Origin of the sequence: Streptomyces sp. NPDC058576, from assembly GCF_042718715.1 — a bacterium.
GTDB lineage: Bacteria > Actinomycetota > Actinomycetes > Streptomycetales > Streptomycetaceae > Streptomyces.
In genome coordinates this window covers 161984-179482 of the sequence record NZ_JBHXPF010000006.1, presented here as the reverse complement: position 1 = coordinate 179482, position 17499 = coordinate 161984, and the positions used below count along the sequence as shown (strand labels likewise).

General features: G+C 71.9%; 20 protein-coding genes. 7 read left to right on the top strand and 13 right to left on the bottom strand.

Annotated elements, in window-relative coordinates:
• Window positions 1-76 precede the first annotated feature (76 nt).
• Window positions 77-2209, bottom strand: a complete 2133-nt coding sequence (locus ACFWRV_RS07505; protein ID WP_384329630.1) for a SpoIIE family protein phosphatase — start codon at window positions 2207-2209, stop codon at window positions 77-79.
• A gap of 286 nt (window positions 2210-2495) precedes the next feature.
• On the opposite strand from ACFWRV_RS07505, the gene ACFWRV_RS07500 reads away from it, so the two are divergent.
• Window positions 2496-3599: an enoyl-CoA hydratase/isomerase family protein gene (locus ACFWRV_RS07500; protein WP_384329627.1), complete on the top strand. Its 1104-nt coding sequence runs from the start codon at window positions 2496-2498 to the stop codon at window positions 3597-3599.
• Between the two features lie 47 nt (window positions 3600-3646).
• Here the strand turns inward: ACFWRV_RS07500 and ACFWRV_RS07495 are convergent, their stop codons facing one another.
• Together ACFWRV_RS07495 and ACFWRV_RS07490 are read right to left on the bottom strand one after the other, a co-directional pair.
• Entirely contained in the window at window positions 3647-3874 is a 228-nt protein-coding gene (locus ACFWRV_RS07495; protein ID WP_006129422.1) for a hypothetical protein, read from the bottom strand.
• Between the two features lie 65 nt (window positions 3875-3939).
• On the bottom strand, window positions 3940-4434 hold the full coding sequence (locus ACFWRV_RS07490; protein WP_384329623.1) for a hypothetical protein: 495 nt from the start codon (window positions 4432-4434) through the stop codon (window positions 3940-3942).
• Window positions 4435-4573: 139 nt separating this feature from the next.
• Between ACFWRV_RS07490 and ACFWRV_RS07485 the strand changes: the two genes are divergently transcribed.
• Window positions 4574-5416: a pentapeptide repeat-containing protein gene (locus ACFWRV_RS07485; RefSeq protein WP_384329620.1), complete on the top strand. Its 843-nt coding sequence runs from the start codon at window positions 4574-4576 to the stop codon at window positions 5414-5416.
• A 12-nt stretch (window positions 5417-5428) separates the two neighbouring features.
• Here the strand turns inward: ACFWRV_RS07485 and ACFWRV_RS07480 are convergent, their stop codons facing one another.
• The 5 genes from ACFWRV_RS07480 to ACFWRV_RS07460 form a co-directional block, all read right to left on the bottom strand.
• The gene (locus tag ACFWRV_RS07480) at window positions 5429-5947 is read right to left on the bottom strand and encodes an SRPBCC family protein (RefSeq protein ID WP_384329617.1); all 519 of its coding nucleotides are present in this window, start codon (window positions 5945-5947) and stop codon (window positions 5429-5431) included.
• A gap of 222 nt (window positions 5948-6169) precedes the next feature.
• Window positions 6170-6760 (bottom strand): hypothetical protein, encoded by a 591-nt coding sequence (locus ACFWRV_RS07475; RefSeq protein ID WP_384329614.1) that lies wholly within the window; start codon window positions 6758-6760, stop codon window positions 6170-6172.
• Between the two features lie 4 nt (window positions 6761-6764).
• The gene (locus ACFWRV_RS07470) at window positions 6765-7781 is read right to left on the bottom strand and encodes a DUF6286 domain-containing protein (protein ID WP_384329611.1); all 1017 of its coding nucleotides are present in this window, start codon (window positions 7779-7781) and stop codon (window positions 6765-6767) included.
• The gene (locus ACFWRV_RS07465; RefSeq protein WP_384329809.1) at window positions 7778-7993 is read right to left on the bottom strand and encodes a hypothetical protein; all 216 of its coding nucleotides are present in this window, start codon (window positions 7991-7993) and stop codon (window positions 7778-7780) included. The genes ACFWRV_RS07470 and ACFWRV_RS07465 overlap by 4 nt, the downstream gene beginning before the upstream one ends.
• A 16-nt stretch (window positions 7994-8009) precedes the next feature.
• Window positions 8010-8534: an Asp23/Gls24 family envelope stress response protein gene (locus tag ACFWRV_RS07460; protein WP_384329608.1), complete on the bottom strand. Its 525-nt coding sequence runs from the start codon at window positions 8532-8534 to the stop codon at window positions 8010-8012.
• Window positions 8535-8743: 209 nt separating this feature from the next.
• On the opposite strand from ACFWRV_RS07460, the gene ACFWRV_RS07455 reads away from it, so the two are divergent.
• From ACFWRV_RS07455 to ACFWRV_RS07445, 3 genes are read left to right on the top strand one after another with little or no spacing between them, the layout of a single operon-like run.
• The gene (locus tag ACFWRV_RS07455; RefSeq protein ID WP_384329605.1) at window positions 8744-9331 is read left to right on the top strand and encodes an RNA polymerase sigma factor; all 588 of its coding nucleotides are present in this window, start codon (window positions 8744-8746) and stop codon (window positions 9329-9331) included.
• Window positions 9322-10053, top strand: a complete 732-nt coding sequence (locus ACFWRV_RS07450; RefSeq protein WP_384329602.1) for a hypothetical protein — start codon at window positions 9322-9324, stop codon at window positions 10051-10053. The genes ACFWRV_RS07455 and ACFWRV_RS07450 overlap by 10 nt, the downstream gene beginning before the upstream one ends.
• On the top strand, window positions 10050-10385 hold the full coding sequence (locus tag ACFWRV_RS07445; RefSeq protein WP_384329600.1) for an Asp23/Gls24 family envelope stress response protein: 336 nt from the start codon (window positions 10050-10052) through the stop codon (window positions 10383-10385). Before ACFWRV_RS07450 ends, ACFWRV_RS07445 begins: the two co-directional genes overlap by 4 nt.
• 90 nt (window positions 10386-10475) lie before the next feature.
• Here the strand turns inward: ACFWRV_RS07445 and ACFWRV_RS07440 are convergent, their stop codons facing one another.
• Window positions 10476-11132 carry an NADPH-dependent F420 reductase gene (locus ACFWRV_RS07440; protein WP_384329597.1) on the bottom strand — a complete coding sequence of 219 codons (657 nt, stop codon included), beginning with the start codon at window positions 11130-11132 and terminating at the stop codon, window positions 10476-10478.
• A 378-nt stretch (window positions 11133-11510) separates the two neighbouring features.
• Here ACFWRV_RS07440 and ctaD point away from each other — a divergent pair, with 378 nt between their 5' ends.
• Together ctaD and ACFWRV_RS07430 are read left to right on the top strand one after the other, a co-directional pair.
• Entirely contained in the window at window positions 11511-13184 is a 1674-nt protein-coding gene (gene ctaD, locus ACFWRV_RS07435) for a cytochrome c oxidase subunit I (protein WP_384329806.1), read from the top strand.
• 41 nt (window positions 13185-13225) lie between these two features.
• Window positions 13226-13567, top strand: a complete 342-nt coding sequence (locus tag ACFWRV_RS07430) for a hypothetical protein (RefSeq protein ID WP_384329594.1) — start codon at window positions 13226-13228, stop codon at window positions 13565-13567.
• A 75-nt stretch (window positions 13568-13642) separates the two neighbouring features.
• Here the strand turns inward: ACFWRV_RS07430 and ACFWRV_RS07425 are convergent, their stop codons facing one another.
• The 4 genes from ACFWRV_RS07425 to ACFWRV_RS07410 form a co-directional block, all read right to left on the bottom strand.
• The gene (locus tag ACFWRV_RS07425; protein WP_384329591.1) at window positions 13643-14020 is read right to left on the bottom strand and encodes a VOC family protein; all 378 of its coding nucleotides are present in this window, start codon (window positions 14018-14020) and stop codon (window positions 13643-13645) included.
• Between the two features lie 30 nt (window positions 14021-14050).
• On the bottom strand, window positions 14051-15655 hold the full coding sequence (locus ACFWRV_RS07420; RefSeq protein ID WP_384329588.1) for a sigma-70 family RNA polymerase sigma factor: 1605 nt from the start codon (window positions 15653-15655) through the stop codon (window positions 14051-14053).
• Window positions 15656-15930: 275 nt separating this feature from the next.
• The gene (locus ACFWRV_RS07415; protein ID WP_023607830.1) at window positions 15931-16125 is read right to left on the bottom strand and encodes an antitoxin; all 195 of its coding nucleotides are present in this window, start codon (window positions 16123-16125) and stop codon (window positions 15931-15933) included.
• A gap of 342 nt (window positions 16126-16467) precedes the next feature.
• On the bottom strand, window positions 16468-17493 hold the full coding sequence (locus tag ACFWRV_RS07410) for an MASE1 domain-containing protein (protein WP_384329584.1): 1026 nt from the start codon (window positions 17491-17493) through the stop codon (window positions 16468-16470).
• Window positions 17494-17499: the final 6 nt, after the last annotated feature.

Below are 17499 nucleotides of genomic sequence, written 5' to 3'. Positions count from 1 at the left end.
CCGGGGGGCGCCGTTCGGCGCCGGGGCGGGGGGGGGGGCCCCACCCCGGGGGGGCGCCGCCACACCCCTTCGTCCGTCACCGCTCCGCGACCGTCGGCGGCGGCGCGGTGGCCGGCGGGGGAGTGGGGCCGATCTCGCACCAGACGGCCTTGCCCTCGCCGCGGGGCTCGATCCCCCAGCGCGTGGCGACCGCGTCGAGCAGGAGCAGTCCGCGGCCGGAGGTGGACGTCTCGCCCGGCGTACGCCGACGGGGCCAGGCGCTGGACCGGTCCTGGACCGACAGCCGGATCCGCCGTACCGGTTCGGGCAGCACTTCCAGGGTCAGGACGGCCCCGCCCTCGGTGTGCAGGAGCACGTTCACCAGCAACTCGCCCGTGACGAGCTCGGCGTCGTCCGCGAACTCGGCCATGTCCCAGTCCGCGAGGGCCTGGCGCACGATCGCGCGGGCGTCCGAGAGCCCTTCCGGGTCCGCCTGGTGGATGTACTGGTGGAGCCGCGGCGCGTGCGACGACCCCACGTCCGGGCTCCGGCGCAGGACCAGAAGTGCCACGTCGTCCCCTGACCCCCACCGTTCCCACAGCCGTTCCGACAGGTGATCGGCCAACGCCTCGGCCCCTGCGGGCCCGGCGCTCACCTCGTTGCGCAGCGCGTCGATCCCCGCGTCGAGGTCGGCTCCGGGCTCCTCCACCAACCCGTCCGTGTACAGGACGAACGTCTCACCGGGTACCAGGTCGAGCCGGGTCTCCGGATACTCCTCGTCCAGGAGGTCCGTGGAGGTGCCCAGCGGCAGCCCGCCGCGCACCTGCGGGCTGCCGACCCGCCCGTCGACATGGCGGATCAACGGGCCGAGATGCCCGGCCCGCACCACCTGCACCGCTCCGGACCCCAGGTCGACCTGGGCGTACGTGCAGGTGGCGAAGCGCTCGGTGTCCAGCTCGGCGAGGAAGCGGGAGGCCCGGGCCAGCACGGTGGCCGGCGGATGTCCCTCGGCGGCGTACGCGCGCAGGGCGATGCGCAACTGGCCCATGATCGCGGCCGCGTGGGTGTCATGCCCCTGAACGTCCCCCACGACCAGCCCGTAACGGTTTTTGGGCAGGGTGATCACGTCGTACCAGTCGCCCCCGACCTGTCGGCCGCTCCACGCGGCGTGGTAGCGGACCGCGATCTCGCCGCCCTCGACGTCCTGTATCCGGGGCGGGAGCATCGCGGACTGGAGCTGGGTGGCGAACTCCCGCTCCTCGTCGAAGAGCATCGCCCGCTGGAGGGACTGGGCCACGATGGCGGCGAGCCCCAGGCACAGAATGCGCTCGTCGGCGTTGAAGACCGTGCGCTCGCGGTAGAAGAGGGCCAGACCACCGAGCGACCGGGCCTGGGCCACCAGCGGGAGATACGCCGCCGCCCGGAACTTGAGCCTGCCGAGATGCGGCTCCAGCTCCGGGTAGCGACGGGCCAGCGCGGCGAGAGAGGTGATGAAGCGGGGGCGGCCGCTGCGGATGGTGTCCGCGAGAGGGAGGTTGCGGTCGAGGTCACCGGAACCGAGCCCGTCGAGCACTTCGAGCGACTCCCCGCTCAGCGCGACGACGTTCAGGGCGGAACTCTCCACGAGCCCCAGGGCGAGACCGTCCGCCCCGAGCCGGGCCAGCCCGCCGGGTCCGGTGAGGGCGGCTGTCACATCGTCCACGGTCACCGCGCGGGACATGGCACTCGTTGTTCGTTCAACGATATTGGTCTGGCGCTGTCGTCGTTTTTCCAGGTCGAGTACGAAGGCCGAATGGGTGACTTCCGCCGTCGCGTCCCGGACGACCCCCACGATCCGGTGGGCCCTTCCGTCCTTCGATCGGAGAATGCGGGCCTGGACATGGGTCCACTGCGTGGTCCCGTCGTCCAGCGGTACGCGGAAGTGGACGCTGTAGGAATTGCTGCCGCCGGTGATGGCCTCGTCGATCGTGACGTCGAGCCGGGCCCGTTCCGCCGGCTCCAGGTGCTCCAACAGGGCCCCCGGGCGGGCGTCGAACGAGGCCGGATCCACGCCGAACACCATGAGCCCGGCCTCGTCGATGTCCAGGGTCCGGGTGTCCAGATCCCAGTCGAAGCTGCCGGTCCGATTCATGGCGAGGCGTTCCGTCGGCCGGATCTCACCGTTGGTCTTCCGGTCGATCCGGCGGAGCGGAGAGGCTTCGGCGTCCTGCCGCCGTTCGTCGTCGGTCATTCCTGCTCCGGAGGTCGTCCGGCGGGGCAGTGCGTCGGCGCACCCCGTAGGCCTCAATTGTCGAGCCGCATCCATCGGAGTGCCACAGCGGCTCGCCCACGAGCCCATATGCCCGCGCTCCCGTGCGTTTGCGCCGTGCCTTGCCTCCGTCTGCCCGCGGGTCCGCCCTGCACAGACCCCCTCCCACCACGGTCCGATCCGGGGGCCGCAGAATGGCAGCCGAGGACCGTCCGCGACCACAGACGGCCTCACACGTGTCCACGAGCGCAGCGAGCGGAGCGCACGCATGAACGACGACCGGCCCGTCCTGCTGGAGACGCGGGGCGCCTGCCTGCACCTCATACTGAACCGCCCCCGGGCCCTCAACGCCCTCAGCCACACCATGGTGCGGCTTCTCGACGAGGCCCTGGCCCGCGCCGAGCAGGACGAGGCGATCGACTCGGTGCTGCTGTCCGGGGCCGGCGACCGGGGCCTGTGCGCCGGTGGCGACATCCGGGCCCTGCACGACGATGCCCGGGCCTCGGGACACGCGTCCCTGGAGTTCTGGCGTGACGAGTACCGCCTCAACGCCCGCATCGCCCGATTCCCCAAGCCGTACGTCGCACTGATGGACGGCATCGTGATGGGCGGCGGAGTCGGGGTGTCGGCCCACGCCGGAATTCGTGTCGTCACCGAACGCTCACGCGTCGCCATGCCCGAGACCGCGATCGGGTTCGTGCCCGATGTCGGCGGCACCCGCCTGCTGGCCGCCGCCCCCGGCGAACTGGGCACCCACCTGGCGCTCACGGGCCGCTCCGTCGGCGCGGCGGACGCCATTCTCTGCGGCCTGGCCGATCACCATGTTCCGGCCCGCCTCCTGCCGGCCCTGACCGAAGCGCTGGGAGAGCCGGCCCGCCCGGACGATGCGGCTGCGGGCATCGTCCAGGGGTTCGCCACGGAGCCGCCCGCCGGTGAACTCGCCGCGCAGCGCGACTGGATCGACGCCTGCTACGCGGCGGACACCGTGGAGGACATCGTCCGGAAGCTGCGCGAGAGCGGCGTTCCCGCAGCGGAGGCGGCGGCGGACGAACTGCTGACGAAGTCGCCCCTGGCTCTCAAGGTCACCCTCGCCGCCGTCCGCCGTGCAGCCCGGCTCGACACCCTGGAAGCCGTTCTCGACCAGGAGTTCCGCGTCTCCAGCCGGGCGTTCGAGCACCCCGATTTCGTGGAAGGCGTGCGTGCCCGGATCATCGACAAGGACAATGACCCGCAGTGGAAGCCGGGCTCCCTCGCCGAGGTCGACGACCAGGAGGTCGCCCGGTTCTTCGCACCCCTCGGCCCCGGCGAGGAAGAGCTCGGTCTCGCTCCGGGCCTCGCAGAAACCTCCGCATGGGAGGGACAGGCCGGGTAGGAGGACGGACGCAGCCTGTGGCCTCCGGCGCCGCCCGTCCGGCGCGTCTATCTGTCGCTGCCGGAAAGGCTCGGCTGCAGTGCCCGGACGAGAGCGAACAGCCGGTCCTCGTTGCCCGTCAGCCCTGCGCTGCGCAGGGCCTGGTCGGCCTCCCTCATCGGAGAGGTGAGCAGCGGCAGGTAGACCGGTGCGTCGTCGGGGTCCGCGAGCGCTGCCCGGGTGGCCTCCAACAGGCGGACGTACGCCTGCGCCGCGGCGAGTTCGTCGCTGTCCATCTCAGCATCTCCTCCTCAGAGCTGTCGGACCGTCAAGCATCTCTCATGGGTCTGACAACGCCGCCTCAAGCCCGGCCGTGCCCGCCGGACGGCCCGCTCGGTGGCTCCACCTCCAGGTAGCGCCGCCTGCGGGGCCCCCGGTAGTGCAGCACCGTCCAGCCCAGCTCCCGCAGGGCCGAAGCGCAGCCCGCCAGCGCCTCCTCCTCGTCGTGAGCGGCGCCGCTGCCGGGCGGCCCGGTCCACTCGACCCGCACCGACCCTGCCGACTCCCCGTCACTCACCCGGTATCCGGCCGACACGCGACGCCCCGCCGGGTCGACGGCCGAAGGCGTCGCCCCCGACCTCTCCAGCGCCAACGCGACCGCCCTCACCGGGCGGTTCCGTTCCCACGGAGCCGGCGCGGCCACGGGGTCGGGCCGCCCGTTACCGGTGAGGCGACGGATCTGCAGCAGTCCCTCGAACGCGGTCCGCACCGAAGCGGCCCGTGCCGCCGCGGGCTCGGCAGCCGGTGGACCGTCGCCGGTCGCGGGCTCGAATCCGCTGCTCTCCTCGGTGCCCATGCGTCCCCCTCGTCATACCTACGGCGCCCAGTGTGCACCGGCGCAGCAGGCGGGAGCGCCGCTCCCCGGCTCCTCGGTAGACTCGTGTGCTCTACACCCGCCATGTCCACAGGACCATCCACGCGAGGACCCGCCACCCGTGCCCGACAACGATCCGACCGCCGTGCCCGACAACGGACGGGAGGCTCTGCGCGCGGACTGCACGAACTGTTTCGCCCTCTGCTGCGTCGCACTCACGCTGACGGCTTCGTCGGACTTCGCCATCGACAAGGCCGCCGGGCGGCCCTGCCCCAACCTTCAGGACGATTTCCGCTGCGGCATCCACACCCGGCTGCGTCCGAAGGGCTTCTCCGGCTGCACCGTGTACGACTGCTTCGGCGCGGGGCAGAAGGTCTCCCAGGTGACCTACGGGGGCCGCGACTGGCGTTCGTCCCCCGACCTCGCCGCCCAGATGTTCCAGGTGTTCCCGGTCATGCGCCAGCTCCATGAACTGCTGTGGTACCTCACCGAGGCCCTTACGCTGCCGGACGCACGCCCTCTGCACACCGAGATCCGCCGAGCCCTGGAAGAGACGGAACGGCACACCGAGCGCCCCGCCGTCGACTTCGCCGAACTGGACGTCGCCGGTCACCGTGACCGGGTCGCCGGTCTGCTTCTGCGCACCAGCGAACTCGTCCGGGCCGCCGCGCCCCGCCGCAAGAAGCGCAACCACCGCGGTGCCGACCTCATCGGGGCCCGCCTGCGTGGCGCCGATCTGCGCGGAGCGGACCTCCGCGGGGCCTACCTGATCGCCGCCGATCTCACCGATGCCGATCTCCGCCTGGCCGACCTCATCGGTGCGGACTTCCGTGACGCCGAACTCTCGGGCGCCGACCTCACGGGAAGCCTGTTCCTCACTCAGGCCCAGCTCAACGCTGCCAAGGGCAACGCGAGAACAGCACTCCCCACATCCCTGAGCCGCCCCCCGCACTGGGCCGTCTAGCCGCCTGGCCGGCTAGTTTCCGGCGCCCAGATCGTCTGCCTCCAGTGCCGCCTTGAGACGCTTCAGCGTCGTACGGATGTTGCCGCCCTGGAACTGCGCGAAGGTCTTCCCGCCCGTCGCCACGCGGTCGAAGGCGTTGGCGAGGAAGTCGGGCCAGCGACGGCGGTCGTCGGTCCAGGTCTCGGTGACCCGGGTCGCTCCGTCCACCGCCTCGAAACGGTATTCCCACGTGGCGATCGGTCCCGGGAGCAGCGGACGCCGCAGACCGATCGCGTGCACCCGGAAGGCGAAGCGCTCGCCGTGGTCGGCCGCCGTCACCGTGCACCGGGTCGTCCAGCGAGCCGCACCGCGCTTGTTCCGCCCCTCGAAGACCATGCCGACGTACGCCTCGCGCCGATCGCCGTGCACGGTCGCGCCGCGGTTCTCCGGGCTCCAACGCCCCATCGCCGTGGGGTCGCTGAGCCGTTCGTAGACCAGCGCCGGGGCGGCGTCGATGATGATGCTGTCCGCTACGGACATGGTGCGGGGCATGGCGCGACTCCTTGTCCACGGCCGTCGACGGACACGCCCGGGTGCCGTACGGACCGTGAAGCCGGCATCCCGGAGCCCACACCCTACTCGCGGGTAGATTCCGTTGGGTGTGGGGTGCGTGTGAGGTGGGGGGAGGGGCCGGAGCCAGGCGTGGTTCCGCTCATCCGCGGGCGGTGTCGACCGGACCACCTGGCGCGATCCAGCAACCGGATTCGCAGCGGTTCAACGCGTCCGCCGCTCCCGGCGTTTCGCGACCTGTATCCGTATGTCGGCCGGCAGGCCCTGTACGCCGCTGCTGGCACGGGCGTCCGCGATGACTCCGGTCAAGGATCGCGCGACCTCCGCGGGCCGGGCCCCGGGCTCCACGACCACCGTCACGACCGCTCGCAGGGGCCGGCCCACCAGGCGCACCCGGGCGCGCGCCACGTCGTCGAACGCCGCCACCTGCGCCGTCATCGCCCGTTCCCACGCACGCCTGCGCAGCACCGGTCCGGTCTGCGGCAACACCGCCCACCGCGGACCGCGCGACAGCGCCTGACGGGCCAACCACCACAGCAGCAGTGACAGGACGACGGCGAGCCCGGAGATCAGTGCGGGAGTCCACCAGCCGTTCTCCCGGAGCCGTGCCGGCAGCCCGCGGTCCAGCAGTACCCCCTCTGCTGATGGCACCGGCCACCACTGCGGCAGACGGGCCTCCAGCGGAGCCCATGCCGAACCGCCGCCCACGGCCAGCCAGCCGCCACCGGCCACCAGCACCAGGCCGATCGCACCGAGCAGCGAGCGGTTGACCACACCTCGCCTGATCACCGACATTCCTTCACCCCTCTCGCCGTTCAGCCGAAGCTGCTGCCGCTGTCGGCGAAGCCGCCTGGGATTTCGTGTCCTCCTCGGCCGACGGCGGATGCTCGCGCGGTTCACTCCGGACCCGGACCCCGACCCGCAGCGCGGGCGTCCGTGCCAGGCCCAGCTCCGGCAGGGCCGCTCCGACGACCCGGACCACCTCGGCGCGTACCTGCTCCGGGTCCCCGAACCCCACTCCTGCCCGCACCTTCACGCGCCGCCGCCGCACACGCACCCGGACCCGAACCACCCCGGGTACGGCGGCGGTCCTGTCCTGGACGATCCGGGCGGCGGCCGTACGGTCGAGCGCCGCCCGCAGGCCCGGCGCGGGCGCGGCCATGGTCAGTCCGCGCCGCAGCCCCGGCAGCAGGGCGCACCCCAGCAGCCAGACACCGGTCATCGCTGCCAGGGCCCCGCAGACCCGGACCGCCGCGTCCGCCGGACCGTGCGTCGACGCCCAGTCGACCAGCCAGGTCCGCCAGGCGGCGGGTGTGCCGCCGAGCCGGACAGCAACGACGTCGACCAGGAGCAGCGCACAGCCGACGGCCCCCACGGCCGCCGTCACCGCCGCCGGGAGCCGACGCTGCGCACGGATCCGGCCGCCCCGGCCACCGCTTCGGGCGGCGTCCTCAACCCCGCGCGGCGTAGCGTCGGCCCCCGGCTGCTCGCCGCCCGTGGGCTCCCGGGCGGGCGGCACGGGGCGCACCGAGAGCGCGTCGATCCGGATGTCGGCGTGGGGGACGGACAGACCCGTCAGGGCCGCCGTCCGGCTCCGCGCACGGTCGCGGATCAGCCCGGCCGTCTCATCTGCCCGTAGCGGATACGGCAGTCGCACGCGGAGCGTGACCCGGGCGGAGGCGCCGCGCACCGACGCCGAACCGCCGGTCACCGCGCCGCCGTCGGGCAGCGCCTCGGCCGCCGCCCGCTCGGCGATGCGCCGAACGGCGCGGGGGGCCACCGTCGTTGTGCCACGCCCGGTGGCGGGGACTGTCATGGCCTCCGCCCCGCCACCGTGTCCAGGAACTCGCGCAAGCTGGTCCCTCGGTCCACCAAGTGCCCGGCGAACCAGCCCACCGCGCCGAGCGACGCGACCACGAGAAACGCTCCGAACCCGCCGAACCAGCCCGCGAAGCCCAGTGCCATGCCCGCCGCAGCCCCGACCACGCCCCGGCCGGGCGCACCGCCCGGCCGGCCGGAGTCGTCCATGCTCCGTGTCACGCCGTCACGCCACGCGGGTCTCGGACGGGGCAGCCTCGTCGTCGTCCTCGGGCAGATGCACGTCGTTGACCGTCACATTGACCTCGACGACCTCAAGGCCCGTGGTGCGCTCCACGGCTGCGATGACGTTCTCGCGGACGTCGTGCGCCACATCGGTGATCGCGACCCCGTACTCGACGACGAGATCGAGGTCGATGGCGGTCTGGCGCTCTCCCACCTCGACCTTGACGCCCCGCCCGATGTTCGGACGCCCGCCCGGCACCCGGTCGCGGACCGCGCCGAGTGTGCGGGAGAGGCCGCCGCCCATGTCGTGGACCCCGGGGATCTCCCGGGCAGCCATCCCCGCGATCTTCACGACGACGGTGTCCGCGATGGAGGTGCGGCCCCGCGTCGCCGCGGGCTCGGTCGCCCCGGTGGCCCCGCTGCCGAGTGTGGTCGTCCCGCCCGTGGAACCGCTCTGCTTCGGACCGCCCGCCCCCGAAGGGGTGCCCGCGGCGGGGACGGTTGCTGCTGCCTGGGTCGTGGTCATGGAAACTCCTCGCGTATCGCTCGGCTCGTTCTGCCTGACATCTCGTTGGACACGCCGTCCGCCGATTCGTCACGCGGGTTCGTGGAAAATTTCCGCGCGGTGCGTGACGTTCGGTCCCGCGCCGTGTCCAACGACGAGAAGTGGTCATGAGGACGCCAGGAAGAAGCAGGAGCGAGCGTCGTGGAAATGAGCGGGGAAGGAGTTGGTCCGTGCCCGGTGACGGGAATCAGCTGACGGAGCGCGTACCGGACGCCGTGCCGTCCGACGAGGCGCTGCTGGTCGTGCGGGCCGGGGAGGGCGACGAGGAGGCTTTCGAAGTGCTGGTGCGCAGGCACGGTCCCGCGATGCTCCAGCTGGCGACGCGGGTTCTCGGCGACCGGGCGGACGCCGAGGACGCCGTACAGGACGCCTTCGTGAGCGCCTGGCGCAAACTCCCCGAGTTCCGCCGTGACGCCTCCTTCCACACCTGGCTCCACCGCATCGTGACCAACCGGTGCCTCAACCGGCTCAGAGCCCGCAGACCGGCGGCGGACCTCGACTCGGTGCCCGAGCAGGCCGCCCCCGAGCACCAGGCGTCCCCCGTCCGCGCGATGGAGTCGAGGGCCGCGGCCGACGCGCTGGCCGAGGCGATGGCGGCCCTGTCACCCGAACAGCGCGTGTGCTGGGTGCTGCGAGAGATGCAGGGACTGTCGTACGAGAGCATCGCGGGAACGGTCGGAATCAGTCTGCAGGCGGTCCGCGGCCGGGTCTTCCGCGCCCGCCGCTCCTTGACGGAGGCGATGAGCGCATGGCGATGAGCGCCAACCCGGACCGGCCGGAGGAAAGCCGGTACGAGGAGGAGGACGAGCGGCTCGACTGCGGGCGGCTGCTCACCGACGTCTGGGACGCCTGGGACAACGGCCACGCGTCGGACGACCCCCACTTCGCCGACTGCCCCCACTGCTCGGCCGCCCTGGCCGACCTCAAGGGCCTCGGCGACGCGGTGCGCCGCTCCTGTGCGCGGGAGCCCGGACCACCGGACGCGACGGCCGTGACGGCCCGCGTGATGGACCTCGTACGGCTCGAACTGCGCCCGGGCCGCCCCCTGCCGCTCGGGGAGCCTGAGGAGGACCACTGGATGGTGGAGGCCGCGGTCGCACGGATGCTGCGGGCGGCGGTCGACCGGCTGCCCGGGGTGCGGGCCGGGAGCTGCCGCGTCGCCCCCCTCGACCCCGCGGACCCCACGGGGGAGCTGCACGTCCGCGTCGAGGTCGCGGCGAGCCTCGGCCTGCCCATGCGGGACCTGGCCGACGCCGTGCGCGCACGGATCGCCGAGGTCGCCGACCGGGACATCGGCATCCGCCTCACCACCACCGACGTCCTGGTCGTCGACATCCTCGACCCCGTCGACAGCCTCGACATCTTCTACGAGGACGCCGGCCACGGGGGATCCGCCGACGGCGCCGACGGCACGGGCACGGCCGGCGGCGATCACGTGGACGGCCGGGCCGACGGATACGGGACGGGAGCAGCGCGATGACCGCGGACACACGCCGGGACCAGGTGGCCGGGGCGGCGGTCGAGGCCGCTCGCGGTGTGCCGGGCGTCGCTTTCCTGCGCCCCGGCGTGGCGGACCTGCTGCGTACCCGGATCACCGACCGCACCCAGCGCCGCGTCCCGCTCACCGGGAACCGGACCCCGGGAGTGCGGGTCGGCCGGGACGAGGGCGGCTGGCGCCTGGACATCCGGCTCGTGCTGCGCCGCGGTCACCGGGCGCTCGACGTCACTCGGGCCGTACAGGCGGCGGTCCTCGCGGCGCTGCCCGAGGAGCCCGTGGTCTCGGTGCGGATCACCGTGACAGGAGTGGTCTGAGGGCGGCCGACGATCCGGCCGGGCGGACACCCCCGTAGCCCGCCCGGCCGGAGTTCTCGTCCGGCCGACCCTCCCGCACGACGCTTGCTGTCAGGCGCGCCACTCCGCCGTGCGCTCCGGCGACGCTTCCGAGAGCGCCTTCGCGATGTCGTCGGCATCGCCCCGGCTGCCGTAGACCGGCGTGCCCGGCTGCTGGCGCCACGAGTCGTCCAGGCCGCCGCTGTCGACCGTGTCGAAGCCCAGCTCGTCGATGAGGTCGCGCACCACCTGCTTCGCCCGCGGGTCGTCGCCGGCCACCGGGAGCGCCTGCCGGCCCCCGGTGCCCCGCGGGCGGCCCCGGTCCAGGATGTCCTGGGCATACGTGCCGTTGAACGCCTTGATCACGGGGTGGCCGATGTGCAGCTCCGTCCACCGGCTCTCGAGCAGCCCGTCCTCGATGACGGCGATGCGCCCGTCACGCTGCGGGTAGTAGTTGCCCGTGTCGATGACCGCGGCGCCCTCCGCCGCGCCGTCGAGAAAGCCGGCGGGCAGGTCGGGAACGGCCTTGAGCGGCACGGTGACCACGACCACCTGGGCGCCGTTCGCGGCATCGGACGCTGCCACCGGCTTCGCCCCGGTCTCTTCGGCGAGAGCGGTGAGCGTATGAGGGCCGCGGGAGTTGGCGACCGAGACCTCGTGGCCGAGGGCGGCCAGACGTCGCGTCAGATTGCCGCCGATGTTGCCCGCGCCGATGATGCCGATCTTCATGGATCCGACCTTCCGAAGCTTGCCGAGTGGGCAGGAGTGGAGAGAAATGAGGGTGAGTGAAGAGCAGTGGTTCCGTCGCTTCACCAACTCCGTTTCCAGAGGCGCTATTCCGCTCCCGGCGAGGGAATATCCGATCGGCTCCCGGGCGTTGACGGGCACTTCCGGTCGCCCGGACCGAGGACGGAGCGTTCGCCGTAGGCCATTTGAGTGTCCTTGTCGGCCGCTCGCGCCGGACGGGGAGGGATGTCCCACCGCACCGATCGCCGCGGGTCCATTCTGGTCGCCGAGTCCATACGGGCCGTCGACCGAAGGAGCGTCGTAGTGACGACGAGGGGCATCTCGCAACCGGTGGAGACCGATACCGCCGACCAGGACGAAATGCCGGTACGGCGCGGGGAACCCGGCAACGTGGTCATCAAGTGGATGACCACGACGGACCACAAGACGATCGGTACGCTCTACCTCGTCACCTCCTTCGCGTTCTTCTGCGTGGGAGGACTCCTGGCCCTGGTCATGCGGGCCGAGCTGGCCCGGCCCGGCATCCAGTTGATTTCGAACGAGCAGTTCAACCAGGCGTTCACGATGCACGGCACGATCATGCTGCTGATGTTCGCGACGCCGTTGTTCGCCGGATTCGCGAACTGGATCATGCCGCTGCAGATCGGCGCGCCCGACGTGGCGTTCCCGCGGCTGAACATGTTCGCGTACTGGCTGTACCTCTTCGGCTCGCTCATCGTGGTGGCGGGCTTCCTCACCCCGCAGGGCGCGGCGGACTTCGGGTGGTTCGCCTACGCCCCGCTGAACGACGCGGTCCGTTCGCCGGGTATCGGCGCCGACATGTGGATCATGGGCCTCGCGTTCTCCGGCTTCGGCACGATCCTCGGCTCGGTCAACTTCATCACCACTATCATCTGCATGCGCGCACCCGGCATGACGATGTTCCGCATGCCGATCTTCGTCTGGAACGTCCTGCTGACCGGTGTCCTGGTCCTGCTGGCCTTCCCGGTCCTCGCGGCGGCCCTGCTGGCGCTGGAGGCCGACCGAAAATTCGGCGCGCACGTCTTCGACGCGGCCAACGGCGGCGCACTCCTGTGGCAGCACCTTTTCTGGTTCTTCGGTCACCCCGAGGTCTACATCATCGCCCTGCCGTTCTTCGGCATCGTCACCGAGATCTTCCCGGTCTTCAGCCGCAAACCGGTCTTCGGCTATATCGGACTGGTCGCGGCCACCATCGCCATCGCAGGGCTCTCCGCGACGGTCTGGGCGCACCACATGTACGTCACGGGCGGAGTGCTGTTGCCGTTCTTCTCGTTCATGACGTTCCTCATCGCGGTGCCGACCGGCGTGAAGTTCTTCAACTGGATCGGCACGATGTGGAAGGGGTCCATCTCCATGGAGACCCCGATGCTGTGGGCCGTCGGGTTTCTGGTCACCTTCCTGTTCGGCGGTCTGACCGGGATCATTCTCGCCTCGCCGCCCCTGGACTTCCACGTCTCCGACTCGTACTTCGTCGTCGCTCACTTCCACTACGTGGTGTTCGGCACGGTGGTGTTCGCGATGTTCGCCGGATTCCATTTCTGGTGGCCGAAGTTCACCGGCAAAATGCTGGACGAGCGGCTCGGGAAGATGACGTTCTGGACGCTGTTCGTGGGCTTCCACGGCACGTTCCTGGTGCAGCACTGGCTCGGTGCCGAGGGCATGCCGCGTCGTTACGCGGACTATCTCGACGCCGACGGCTTCACCGCGCTGAACACGATCTCGACGATCTCCTCGTTCCTGCTCGGCCTGTCGATCCTGCCGTTCTTCTACAACGTCTGGAAGACCGCGAAGTACGGCAAGAAGATCGAGGTCGACGACCCGTGGGGGTACGGCCGTTCGCTGGAGTGGGCGACCTCCTGCCCGCCGCCGCGGCACAACTTCGTCACCCTGCCGCGGATCCGTTCCGAATCCCCGGCGTTCGACCTGCACCACCCGACGGTCCGGTCCGTGCAGGAGAGCACCAACCGTCCCGACACATCCAGGATCGTCGCCCCGGGGGACCGGCAGGAGTGACTCCGGCCCCGGTTCTGACGACGCGACGGAGAGGAGGACAGGTGAAACCCGACAAGGACAGCGCCCGGGGCCTGGCGCAGCTGGAGGGCTTTCTGCTGTGGAACGCCGAGGTCGAACGGGCGCGACGGCAGGCACGCCGCTTCACCGACCAGTTGCCCTGGCTGACCACGGCGCAGCGTGAGGACGTCGAGCGGGTGTTCATCGCCGAACGCGTCGCCGCATCCCGGGAGTCACTCACCCGCATCCGCGACCGCGCGGATGAACTGCGCGAGGAGTACACCGGGCGCTACGCCCGGCTCCGGGCCCGTTGCGTCGCCGTCTCGGTGGGTGCGGTGGGCGCGGCGAGCTGCCTCGGCACGGCGCTGACGCTGGCCCTGCGCTGACCCCGATGCGCTCCGGTGCGGCCGGTGAACGGCCGCACCGGACGAGCCAGGAGCGCAGGAGCGGGGCCGGAACGATCAGTGCCGTACCAGGCAGAAGGGGTGCCCGGCGGGATCGGCGTACACGCGCCAGCTCCGCCCGCCGTCCCCGGCGTCGAGCAGGGACGCCCCGCACTCCAGCACCTCCTCGTGCGCCCGTTCCTGGTCGGAGACGCCGAAGTCCAGGTGAAACTGCTGGGGCGGGTCCTGGTCGGGCCAGCGAGCCGGCCGGTGGCCGGCCACCCGCTGAAAGGCGAGGACGAGTCCACCGGGGGCGTGCAGCGTGGACCAGTCCGCCCCGCACTCCCACCGCCGGTCGGGCCGGTCGACCTCGCCGCCGAGCAACGACGCGTAGAAGCCGGCCAGTTCCCCCGGGTCCGAGCAGTCCAGGACCACGCACTCCAGTTCAGCGATCATGACCGCATCGTAGGCGTGCGCTGCGCGGACTCAGCGGGCGCCGAACACCTGCGTCCACACCGGACCGCCGCCGGAATCCTGCTTCCCCATACCGATCTCCTTGAACGAGCAGTTGAGGATGTTCGCACGGTGCCCCGGACTGTCCATCCAGGACTGCATCACATCGGCCGGCGTCCGCTGGCCCTTGGCGATGTTCTCGCCATAGGTGGACCACCGGTATCCGGCGGCGGTGATCCGGTCGCCCGGGTCCCTGCCGTCCTGCGAGGTGTGCGAGAAGTAGTCCTGGGCCGCCATGTCGGCGGAGTGCCGCTGCGCGGCCGTGTTCAGCAGGTCGTTGACGGACACCGGACCGCAGCCCTCCTTCGCTCGCTCCGCGTTGACCAGCCCGGCGACCTGCCCGGCCATGCCCGACGGGGCGGGCGGCGCGGGGGCGGGCGGGTCCGGCTTCGGAACCGGGGCGGCGGAACTCGGAGCGGGCGGCGGCGTCGTGCTCTTCTTCGGCTTCGGCTTCGGCTTGGGCTTGCGCGAGGGGCTCGGCGACGCTGAGGCGCTGGCTGACTCGGAGGCCGAGGGGGAGGGGGAGGACGTCGGCGCGGCCGACGTGGACGCCTCCGTCCGGGGTGCCGGGGCGTCGGCTGTGACGGTCTTCGCGTTGCGCTCGTCGCCGTCGGTGTAGAGGTGCACCGCGGCGCCGCCCGTGCCCAGCGCGGCTACCGCGACCACGGCGGCGACGGCCGAGTTACGACGGCGCCGCCGGGCCTGCACCCGTCTGCGCTCGGCGCGCCCCGCCCCGGCGCTGTCGGCGCCCGGAGCGGGCGCCTGGAGGTGCGCCGCCGTGGCGAGCAGGTCGGGAGCTGCTCCCGCTCCCGCCGCCGCGGCCACCGGAACGAGCGCGAGACCCACCAGCAGCCCCTCGGCGGGCACCAGCCCCGAGCCGTGACCGGAGCACACCGTGCACTCGCGGGCATGGCGGGCCAGCCGCTTGCGCCACAGGGCGGAGGGGACGCCGTCCCAGCCGGCGGTGATGTCCTCCAGCAGCACGCACGGCGGTTCCGCCGCCAGCGCGCCCACCACGACCCTCGCCGCCTCCAGCTGGGCCTTCATCCGCTGCACCCGTACGGCGGTGTGCTGCGGGGAGAGTTCGAGAGCGGCGGCGACCTCGGCCCGGGACAGATGCCCGGCGGTCTCCAGCCACCACAGCGACAACAGGGCGCGGTCGTCCTCGTCCAGCCAGCGCGTCGCCTCCGCCACCTGCCGCCGCTGGCCGGTCAGGCCGAGTTCCAGGATCGTCACCTCGACGAAGTCCGCGCGGGGATCCGGCAGGTCGTACGCGGCGTCCAGCCGGTCCGCCGGCACCGCACCCGACTGCCTCTCGCGCCAGTGCGTGCGCATCTCGTTCATGGCTATCGCCACCAGCCAGGAACGGAAACGCTCCGGGTCGCGCAGCTCGGGCAGGCCCCGGAGCATCCGCAGCACCGTCTCCTGCACCACGTCGTCCACGTCCGCGTGACCGTCCAGCGCGCGTCCGACGACGTTGTACAGCAGCGGCAGGTACGCCGAGACAAGCTGGTCCTTGGCCTGCTGGTCGCCGCCCTGCGCCGCCGCGATCAAGACCGACGGGTGATCCTTGCCCATGCTGTGCTCACTCTTCCGGGGTCCGGTGCTGTCACTTCCCACACTCGGGAGAAGGGGTGCGGGCGGGACGATAACAAGAATCCGGCGAGAAACCCCGGAAACCTTCACCGCGGCCCTCCGCCGCCGGGCCCCGTCGGGCTCACGGAGGCACGGTGCGCAGCAGGTCCGACGCACCGCGCGCACCGGTCCGTGTCACGGAAGGTGATCCGTGACACGGACCGGTGCGCGGGACGGGCGGCGACCGGGGGCGGCCACCCGGTCATGGGCGGGGCGGCTCAGGCGCGGGGCGGCCCGTCCTGGTCGCGGTCCGTGCCCAGCTGCTGCTTGAGCTTGTCCTGGGCGGTGTCGACGTGACCCTTGTACTTGCCCTGCGTACGGTCGTCGACCATGTCGCCGGCCTTGTCGACGCCCTTGCCGGCCTGGTCCTCGTGGCCCTTGAGCATCTTCTTGATCTTGTCCATTGCGGACATGCGTCCTCCTCGTCGACTCTGCGCCCCCACACATCAAGGGTCACCGCACCGGGCCCCGCCCGCATCCGCGCCGCACCCCCGGGGCGGACCGGGCGGACGGGCCGGGGAGCGCCGGAAGTGTGAAGCCGCGCCGACTGGGCACATACCGTTTGACCAGGAGGAGGTGGTGGCAATGGGCCGCATCCGAGTTGTCGTCCGGCGTCCCCCGCCCCCTTCGGGGCCGCCGCCGCTCGATCTGCGCACACCGTCCGGCCGCCCCCTGCCGTACTGACCGTCGGCGCCACGCCCTTTCGAGGCGTCGGTACGTCCCCACGAGTCGCCGGTGATCTACGTCCGTACGGGTTACCGGTGATCCGGGTGGGGGCCGCCGTCGAGCGGGTTGTGCCGCCGCGGTCTGTCCTCGTACCGTGTCGCGGTCGGCCCCGACAACGGCGCGAGCTGCTCCACCAGGGCCTCCAGCTCCTCGACGGCGTATTCCGTCTCACGGCGGATGTTCTTGTGCTCCGCGACGATGGCCCCGAGCAGCAGCGCCGTGAGCGCGACGCATCCGTTGAGCAGCGAGAGATTGGCCATGATCTCCATCAGGCTGTGCCCTGCGAACGGCCCCAGTGCGTCCGTGCCGGCGAGAATGGCGAGCACCGAGACGACCAGGGCGCACGGCGCGCTGCCCGGTAGCTGGAAGCGCAGGGCCGACCAGATGATCACCGGGAACACGAGGTAGATCATCGACAGCGAGCTGCGCGTGGCGAGCAGCGAAGACACGACCACGACGACCGCGAGGACCGATGCCTCCAGCCACCGGTCGCTCGGGCGGGGCCACCGCACCCCGCGCAGGACCAGCAGGAACGGGGTGACCACCAGGACGCCCATCGCGTCACCCGCCCACCAGGACGCCCAGACCAGCCAGAACCGCCCCGGTGGCACCTTGCCGTCGAGCAGCAGAGTGAAGCTCCCGACCGTGGCGCTGATCAGCATCCCCGCGAACGCCCCGATGAAGACCAGGCAGACCCCGTCCCGCAGCCGGGCCAGCTCATTGCGGAATCCGAACCTCCGCAACAGGGCGTACGCGGTGAGCGGGGCGACGGTGTTGCCCAGCATGATGGCCAGCCGGCTCACCGTGAACGCGTCGCCGATCTCCGAGACCGTGACCAGCGTGCCCAGCGCGATGCCCGGCCAGACGCGGGGGCCCAGGCACAGCAACGAGGCCAGCGCGATGCCGGTGGGCGGCCACAGCGGAGTGACGACCGCGCCGTCCACGACCACCTGGCGCATCAGCCCGAGCCGGCCCGACAGGTAGTAGGCGCCGGCCACGCCCAGGATCTGCGCCACGTACACGGCTCGACGTCTGGCTTCCTTGCTGCGGATCACACCACT